Annotated in this window: 7 protein-coding genes; all 7 read right to left on the bottom strand. The window is 74.3% G+C overall.

Annotated features, from left to right (window positions below):
- On the bottom strand, positions 1 to 1,045 hold a 1,045-nt coding region (locus EAO70_RS01825), incomplete at its 3' end, for a sigma-70 family RNA polymerase sigma factor (RefSeq protein ID WP_261992590.1).
- A gap of 112 nt (positions 1,046 to 1,157) precedes the next feature.
- Positions 1,158 to 1,448, bottom strand: coding sequence for a hypothetical protein (locus EAO70_RS01820; RefSeq protein ID WP_148001280.1), 291 nt, complete (start codon positions 1,446 to 1,448; stop codon positions 1,158 to 1,160).
- Positions 1,449 to 1,580: 132 nt separating this feature from the next.
- A complete protein-coding gene (locus EAO70_RS01815) occupies positions 1,581 to 3,800 on the bottom strand; it encodes an NADP-dependent isocitrate dehydrogenase (protein WP_148001279.1) in 2,220 nt (739 codons plus the stop codon).
- Positions 3,801 to 3,843: 43 nt separating this feature from the next.
- Complete coding sequence (locus EAO70_RS01810; protein ID WP_261992589.1) at positions 3,844 to 4,596, bottom strand: phosphatase PAP2 family protein; 753 nt, start codon at positions 4,594 to 4,596, stop codon at positions 3,844 to 3,846.
- A gap of 548 nt (positions 4,597 to 5,144) precedes the next feature.
- Positions 5,145 to 6,179 (bottom strand): LacI family DNA-binding transcriptional regulator, encoded by a 1,035-nt coding sequence (locus EAO70_RS01805; RefSeq protein ID WP_148001278.1) that lies wholly within the window; start codon positions 6,177 to 6,179, stop codon positions 5,145 to 5,147.
- A gap of 157 nt (positions 6,180 to 6,336) precedes the next feature.
- A complete protein-coding gene (locus tag EAO70_RS01800; RefSeq protein ID WP_148001277.1) occupies positions 6,337 to 6,666 on the bottom strand; it encodes a putative quinol monooxygenase in 330 nt (109 codons plus the stop codon).
- A 45-nt stretch (positions 6,667 to 6,711) separates the two neighbouring features.
- Positions 6,712 to 7,265 (bottom strand): IclR family transcriptional regulator C-terminal domain-containing protein (locus EAO70_RS01795; RefSeq protein ID WP_148001282.1); only part of this gene is annotated, 554 nt, incomplete at its 5' end.

Below are 7,265 nucleotides of genomic sequence, written 5' to 3'. Positions count from 1 at the left end.
GCCCCCGCCCCGCGTCCGGGGACTGCGGGGCGGGGGCAGCCGGGCCCGGGGACAGCGGGCCGGTGACGCCCGCGTCCGAGCCCCGCGGGCCGAGGGCGGCCGCGTCCGGTGACAGCGGGCCGGTCACGTCCGCGTCCGGGAACTGCGGACCGGTGACCGCCACGTCCGGGGACAGCGGCGTGGCGGCGGTGGGGTCGGGGACGGTCGACGCCGACGCCGCCGTGTCGTACGCGAGCGCCTCGGGGGCCGACGCCTCGGTGAGGCCGATCACCAGCGGCGGTACGAGACCGAGGCCGACCAGCAGGCCCTCGACGGGGGCCAGCCCGCTGCGTCCGCTCACCCGTGCCGTACAGGCGGTGCAGTCGCGGACGTGGCGGGCGACGCGTTTGCGCCAGAGCGGGGAGGGACGGCCGTCCCAGGCGTCGACGGTCTCCGCGAGGTCGGGGCAGATCGGGACGGCGTCGAGGGCGCGGACGACGGTGCGGCCGGTCTCCAGCCGCTCCTTCATCCGCTGGACGCGGACGGCGGCGTGCTGCGGGGTTATCCCGCCGAGGCCCTCGGCGAGTTCGGCGCGGGTCAGTTCGCCGGCGGCCTCCAGCCACCACAGGGCGAGCAGTTCGCGGTCGTCGTCGTCGAGCCAGCGGGTCGCCCGGGCCACGTCGCGGCGCTGCCCGGACAGGCCGAGCCGCAGGATGGTGACCTCGGTGAAGTCTCCGGCCGCCGGGTCGGCGAGGTCGGCGGCCCGGTCGAGGCCGGGTACGGGCGCCTGCTGGCGCTCGCGCCAGCGGCGGCGGATCCCGTTCATGGCGATGGCGACGAGCCAGGACCGGAAGCGGGACGGATCGCGGAGGCCGCCGAGGCCGTCGAGGGCGCGGACCATCGTCTCCTGGACGATGTCGTCCGTGTCGGCGTGGCCGTCGAGGGCCCGGCCGACGATGTTGTGGACGAGGGGCAGGTAGGCGCGGACCAGCGCGTCCCTGGCGTCCGCGTCACCGGCCCTGGCGGCCTCCACCAGCGCGGTGGTGCGGCGCTCGTCGCTGTGCATGGATCTGCTCCCTCATCCCTGGTGCGAGTCCCCCGTGGTTCGGAGACCCGCGGGCGAGGGAGGGATAACACTTATCGGTGATCGACGCCGGTGTCCGTCGTGCCGGTGTCCGTCAGGCCGGTGGCACGGGCAGGTTCGGGACCGTGGCCCCGTTCCCCTCCCGGACGGCTGCCACGACGGCGTCGTGCAGATCGCGGCTCTCCTCCTCCGACGCGCACGGAACGGGACTGCCCGACATGGTGAACCAGTCGGACGCGCCGCTGTACTGCACGGCCACGCGTGCCTCGCTGTCGGCCCAGGTCGTGTGCACGGTCAGATCTCCCGTGACCACGCCCGCCTCGGCGGTCAGCACCCCACCTCGCCCGGTGTAGACACCGGCGGTCGTCCAAGATGCCCAGCTCATCCATCCAGGTTCACACCCGAACGGCGGATGCGCCACCGACGGGACCGCCCCGGTCGGAGGAGTTCCGTCCGGGGCGGCGCCCCGCGCGTGAGGGCCGGGGCGGAGGAGGCCCGGGGGCCTCCTCCGGCCGGATCAGGCGAGGGTGGCGACGGCCTCGTTGAAGGTGGTGGACGGGCGCATCACGGCCGCGGCCTTGGCCGGGTCGGGCTGGTAGTAGCCGCCGATCTCGGCCGGGGAGCCCTGGACGGCGTTCAGCTCGTCGACGATCTTCTGCTCGTTGGTCGAGAGGGTCTCGGCCAGCGGGGCGAAGGCCTTGGCGAGCTCCGCGTCCTCGGTCTGGGCGGCCAGCTCCTGGGCCCAGTACAGGGACAGGTAGAAGTGGCTGCCGCGGTTGTCGATACCACCGAGGCGACGGGTCGGCGACTTGTCCTCGTTGAGGAAGGTGCCGGTGGCGCGGTCGAGGGTGTCGGCGAGGACCTGGGCGCGGGCATTGCCCGTGGAGGTCGCGAGGTGCTCGAAGCTGGCGGCCAGGGCGAAGAACTCGCCGAGGCTGTCCCAGCGGAGGTAGTTCTCCTTGACGAGCTGCTGGACGTGCTTCGGGGCGGAGCCGCCGGCGCCGGTCTCGAAGAGGCCGCCGCCCGCCATGAGCGGGACGACCGACAGCATCTTGGCGCTGGTGCCCAGCTCCAGGATGGGGAAGAGGTCGGTCAGGTAGTCGCGCAGGACGTTGCCGGTGACGGAGATGGTGTCCTCGCCGCGGCGGATGCGCTCCAGGGAGAACGTCGTGGCCTCGACCGGGGAGAGGATCTTGATGTCCAGGCCCTCGGTGTCGTGCTCCGGCAGGTACTGCTTGACCTTGGCGATGAGCTGCGCGTCGTGGGCGCGGTTCTCGTCCAGCCAGAAGACGGCCGGGGCGCCGGTGGCGCGGGCGCGGGTGACGGCGAGCTTGACCCAGTCCTGGATGGGCAGGTCCTTGGTCTGGCAGGCGCGGAAGATGTCGCCCGCGGCGACCTCCTGCTCCAGGACGACGGTGCCCCGGGAGTCGACCAGGCGGACGGTGCCGGCCTCGGCGATCTCGAAGGTCTTGTCGTGGGAGCCGTACTCCTCGGCCTTCTGGGCCATGAGGCCGACGTTGGGTACGGAGCCCATGGTCGACGGGTCGAAGGCGCCGTGGGCGCGGCAGTCGTCGATGACGGCCTGGTACACGCCGGAGTAGCTGTGGTCCGGGAGGACGGCGAGGGTGTCGGCCTCCTGGCCGTCCGGGCCCCACATGTGGCCGGAGGTGCGGATCATGGCCGGCATCGAGGCGTCGACGATGACGTCGGACGGCACGTGCAGGTTGGTGATGCCCTTGTCGGAGTCGACCATCGCCAGGGCGGGGCCGTCGGCGAGCTCGGCCTCGAAGGAGGCCTTGATCTCGGCGCCCTGCGGGAGGGAGTCGACGCCCTTCAGGACGCCGCCGAGGCCGTCGTTCGGGGAGAGGCCGGCGGCGGCGAGGACCTCGCCGTACTTCGCGAAGGTCGCGGGGAAGAAGGCGCGGACCACGTGGCCGAAGACGATCGGGTCGGAGACCTTCATCATCGTGGCCTTGAGGTGCACGGAGAAGAGCACGTCGTCGGCCTTGGCGCGGGCGACCTGCTCGCTCAGGAAGGTGCGCAGGGCGGCGGCGCGCATGACGGCGGCGTCGACGACCTCGCCGGCGATGACCTTCAGCGGGGCGCGGAGCTCGCTGGTGGTGCCGTCGGCGGCGGTGAACTCGAAGCGGAGGGTCTCGTCCTCGGTGACGACGACGGACTTCTCGGTGGAGGCGAAGTCGTTGTCCGCCATGGTGGCGACGTTGGTCTTGGACTCGGGGGTCCAGGCGCCCATGCGGTGGGGGTGGTTCTTGGCGTAGTTCTTGACCGAGCCGGGCGCGCGGCGGTCGGAGTTGCCCTCGCGCAGGACCGGGTTGACGGCCGAGCCCTTGATCTTGTCGTAGCGGGCGCGGACGTCCTTGTCCTGGTCCGTCTTCGGGTCGTCCGGGTAGTCCGGGAGGGCGTAGCCCTGGCCCTGGAGCTCGGCGATCGCGGCCTTCAGCTGCGGGATGGACGCCGAGACGTTCGGCAGCTTGATGATGTTGGCGCCGGGCGTCTTGGCCAGGTCGCCGAGCTCGGAGAGGGCGTCGGCGATGCGCTGGCCCTCCTCCAGGAACTCGGGGAAGACGGCGATGATGCGGCCCGCGAGGGAGATGTCCCGCGTCTCGACCGTGACTCCGGCCTGCGAGGCGTACGCCTGGATCACGGGCAGGAACGAGTACGTCGCCAGGGCAGGCGCCTCGTCAGTGTGGGTGTAGATGATGGTCGAGTCAGTCACCGGGTACTCCGCTCCACGTCTGCGTCTGCGAGATTGCTCGACATCAAGATATCTCGTGATCGAGGTCCTCGGTAAAGGGGCCCACGACCTCGGCGTCGGCGGGCACGCCGGCGGCCTCGACGAAGGGTCCGCCGAGCCGGTACGGGGTGGGGGCGCCCTCGGTGTCGACGCGGCGGAGCAGACCGAGCAGGACGAGGCCGGTGGCGGCGACCACACCCGCGGCGAGGGCCTGGCCGCAGCGGTGGGCGAGCCGGAGCTCGGCCGGGTCGTAGGGGGCGGTGACCGGCAGGGCGAGGGTGTCACCCAGGAGCCAGAGGCCGGCCCCGAGCCCGGCGGCGGCGAGCAGGGCGAGCGGCACGGTGACCGGGAGGCCGGGGGCGGCGGGGCCCCGGCGGGCGCCGGGGCGCACCTTGCCCTTGCGGGCGAGGAGCGCGAGGAGGCCGCAGAAGACGGCGAGTACGACGAGGGCGGCGGCGATCACGTCGCCGGGGCGGTGCTGGCCGGCGGCGAGGGTGTGGGCGCCGACGGCGGCGGCCCAGAGCGTGGCGGCGCCGACGGCGACGCTGCGCAGCCGGTAGGGGACGACGAGGGCCAGACCGAACGCGACGCCGAGGGCGAGCGTGGTCTGGGCGCTGGGGAAGCCGCTGGACAGGAGTCCCGCGGTGTCGGCGGCCCGGGGTCGGGGGGCGTACCGCTGGAGGAGTCCGGTGACGGCGAGGGCGGTGACGACTCCGCCGGCGGCGAGGCCGGTGAGGGCGTACCGCCTGCGTATCAGCCCGGTGGCGAGCAGCAGCACGCAGCCGAGGACCAGGGAGAGGGTGGTGAGCCCGGTGAGCGAGGGGTGCTCGCGGAGCAGGGTGACGCCGACCGGTCATGGCCGCGTCGCCCCAGCGACGGCCGGTCGCGGTGAGCACGAGTCCGGCGTAGACGACGGTGAGGAGGAGCACCGCCCCGAGGCAGCCGCGCCGGGTCCGGGTGCGGACCCGGGCGCTGAACGAGCCGGCGGCCTCGCCCGCCACGGCGGCGTACCACCAGGTGCCTCTGGTCTCCAGCGGCCTCGGGGAGCCGCCCGCGCGGGGCCTGTCGTAGGAAGCCATGCCCCGATTCGAACCCACGCCCGGCCGCCCCGCCCGCTGGACGCACCCGAACGAAGCGGTACGGCCGGGAGGGCGGCTCGCCCACCCCCGGGCCCCCGGGCACCTGCCCGGTGCGGGTGCGATCAGGCCACGGCGAGGTGGCGGACAGCCGGGCGTTCGTGGCGCCGGGTGCCGTGCAGCGTGAACGCCGGACGCACCAGGGCCACATGGCGCAGCGCCGGCGGGGGTCCGGCGGACGGGCCGGGGGTCAGGAGGAGGCGCGGACGACGAGTTCCGTGGGGAGCAGCCGGCGGGGCTGCCCGTCCGGTTCGCCGGGCTCGGCGATCTCCTGGAGGAGCAGCCGGGCCATGGTGCGGCCCATCTCCTCGATGGGCTGGCGGACGCTGGTCAGCGGCGGGTCCATGTGCCGGGCGACGGCCGAGTCGTCGACGCCGACGAGCGCCACGTCCTCGGGGACCCTGCGACCGGCCTCGCGCAGGACACCGCGCGCGCCCGCCGCCATGACGTCGGAGGCGGCGAAGACGGCGTCCAGGTCCGGTCGGCGGTCCAGCAGCCGCCGCATGGCCTGCCGACCGCCCTCCTCGGTGAAGTCACCGGTGGCGACGAGTTCCTCGCCCGCGTCGAGTCCGGCCTCCGCCAGGCCCTCTCGGTATCCGTCGAGCCGGCAGCGGGCCACGTACATGTCGAGCGGTCCGGTGATCGTGGCGATCACCCGCCGGCCGCGCGCGGCGAGGTGGGCGACGGCGGCCCGGCCGGCCCCGGTGTTGTCGGAGTCCACGAAGGCGACGGGTTCGTCCTCGGTGCGGCGGCCGTTGAGGACGGCGGGCAGACCGAGGGCGCGGACCTGGTCGGGCAGGGGGTCGGCGGCGTGCACGGAGACGAGCAGGACGCCGTCGACGCGCTGGGCGGCGAGGTACTGCTCGAAGCGCTGCCGCTCCTGCTCGCTGCGGATCAGGGTGAGCAGCAACTGCTTGTCCGCGTCGGCGAGTTCGCTGCTCACTCCGCGGATGATGTCGAGGAAGTACGGCTCCGCGAAGAGCCGTGCCTCGGTCTCGGGGATGACCAGGGCGACGGCGTCGGTCCGGCTGCCGGCGAGGGCGCGGGCGGCCCGGTTGGGGACGTAGCCCAGCTCGGCGACGGCCCGTTCGACGGCGGCCTTGGCCTGTTCGCTCACCCGCGGGGAGCCGTTGATGACCCGGGAGACGGTGCCGCGTCCGACGCCCGCCCGGGCCGCGACCTCCTCGAGGGTGGGCCTGCCGGTCTGCCGCCCGCTCACCGCCATGTGCGCTCCCCTCGGGCCGCCCGCCCCGCCTTCGTGTGCACGCGAACCTATCAGGCGGGGCGGGGGTGATCCGTGGTGCGCCGTGGACGCTCGCGGAGGGCGTTCCCGGGCGCGTTCCCGGGCGGCGGGGAGCCTCCGGATCCGGCCGGAGCGGGGCTCAGGCGCCGGTCGGGGTCAGCTCCGCCATCGCGCCCCAACCCTGCTGGGGCACCTCGACGTTGATGATCTCGGGCGTGGTGGCGATGGCGCCGGCCATGGCTTCGAGGCCGGCCGTGAAGTGCGCGGAGGCGACGTGGGCCGCGCCCGCCTCGGCGTCCGCGAAGGCCTCCAGGAGGACGAAGACGTTCGGGTCGTCGACGCTGCGCGACCAGTCGAAGAAGAGGTTGCCGGGCTCCGCGCGGGTGGCCCGGGTGAAGTCGGCCACCAGGTCGAGCCAGCCGTCGGCGTGGTCGGGGCGGGCGGTGAAACGTACGGCGATGAAGATCATGGGGCCAGCCTGCGCCGCCCGGGCCGGGGCGGCCAGTCGGCCCGGTCAGGATTCCGGCAGGGCCGGAAAACCGGGCACCGCCCGGGTGAGGGCGGCCCGGATGTCGCCCTGCCGCTGCCGGAAGCCGGCGGTGGGCAGCGAGACGGAGAGCGCGTGCACGATGCCGTCGCCACGGTCGGGCAGGGCGACGGCGAGGCAGGTGTACGCGAGGTCCGCCTCGCCCACGGACACGGCGACGCCCTGCTCGCGCACCCGGTCCACCTCGGCCTCGAAGCGCTCCGCCGTGGTGATGGTCCGCTCGGTGAAGCGGGCCATCCCGTGCTCCGCGAGATAGCGGCGGCGCAGCGGTCGTGGCAGTGCGGCGAGCAGCGCCTTGCCGTGGGCGGTGGCGTGGGCGCGCTGCTCGGGGCCCGGTACGAAGGGGTGGGCCGCGTCGGTGACGGGGGCGGTGGTGTCGACCACGGTGATCAGGCCGTCGCGGTAGGCGGTGTGGTACGCCTCGGCGCCGGTGGCGCGCCGCAGCCGGCCGAGCAGTTCGCCGGTGCCGACGCCGAGCCCGTGGTGCCGCTGGTGGGAGCGGTGCAGGGCCGGTGCAGGGC

Origin of the sequence: Streptomyces sp. adm13(2018) (assembly GCF_008042145.1) — a bacterium.
GTDB lineage: Bacteria > Actinomycetota > Actinomycetes > Streptomycetales > Streptomycetaceae > Streptomyces.
The sequence above is the reverse complement of the archived record's forward strand: the minus strand, read 5'-3'. Positions and strand labels throughout refer to the sequence as shown.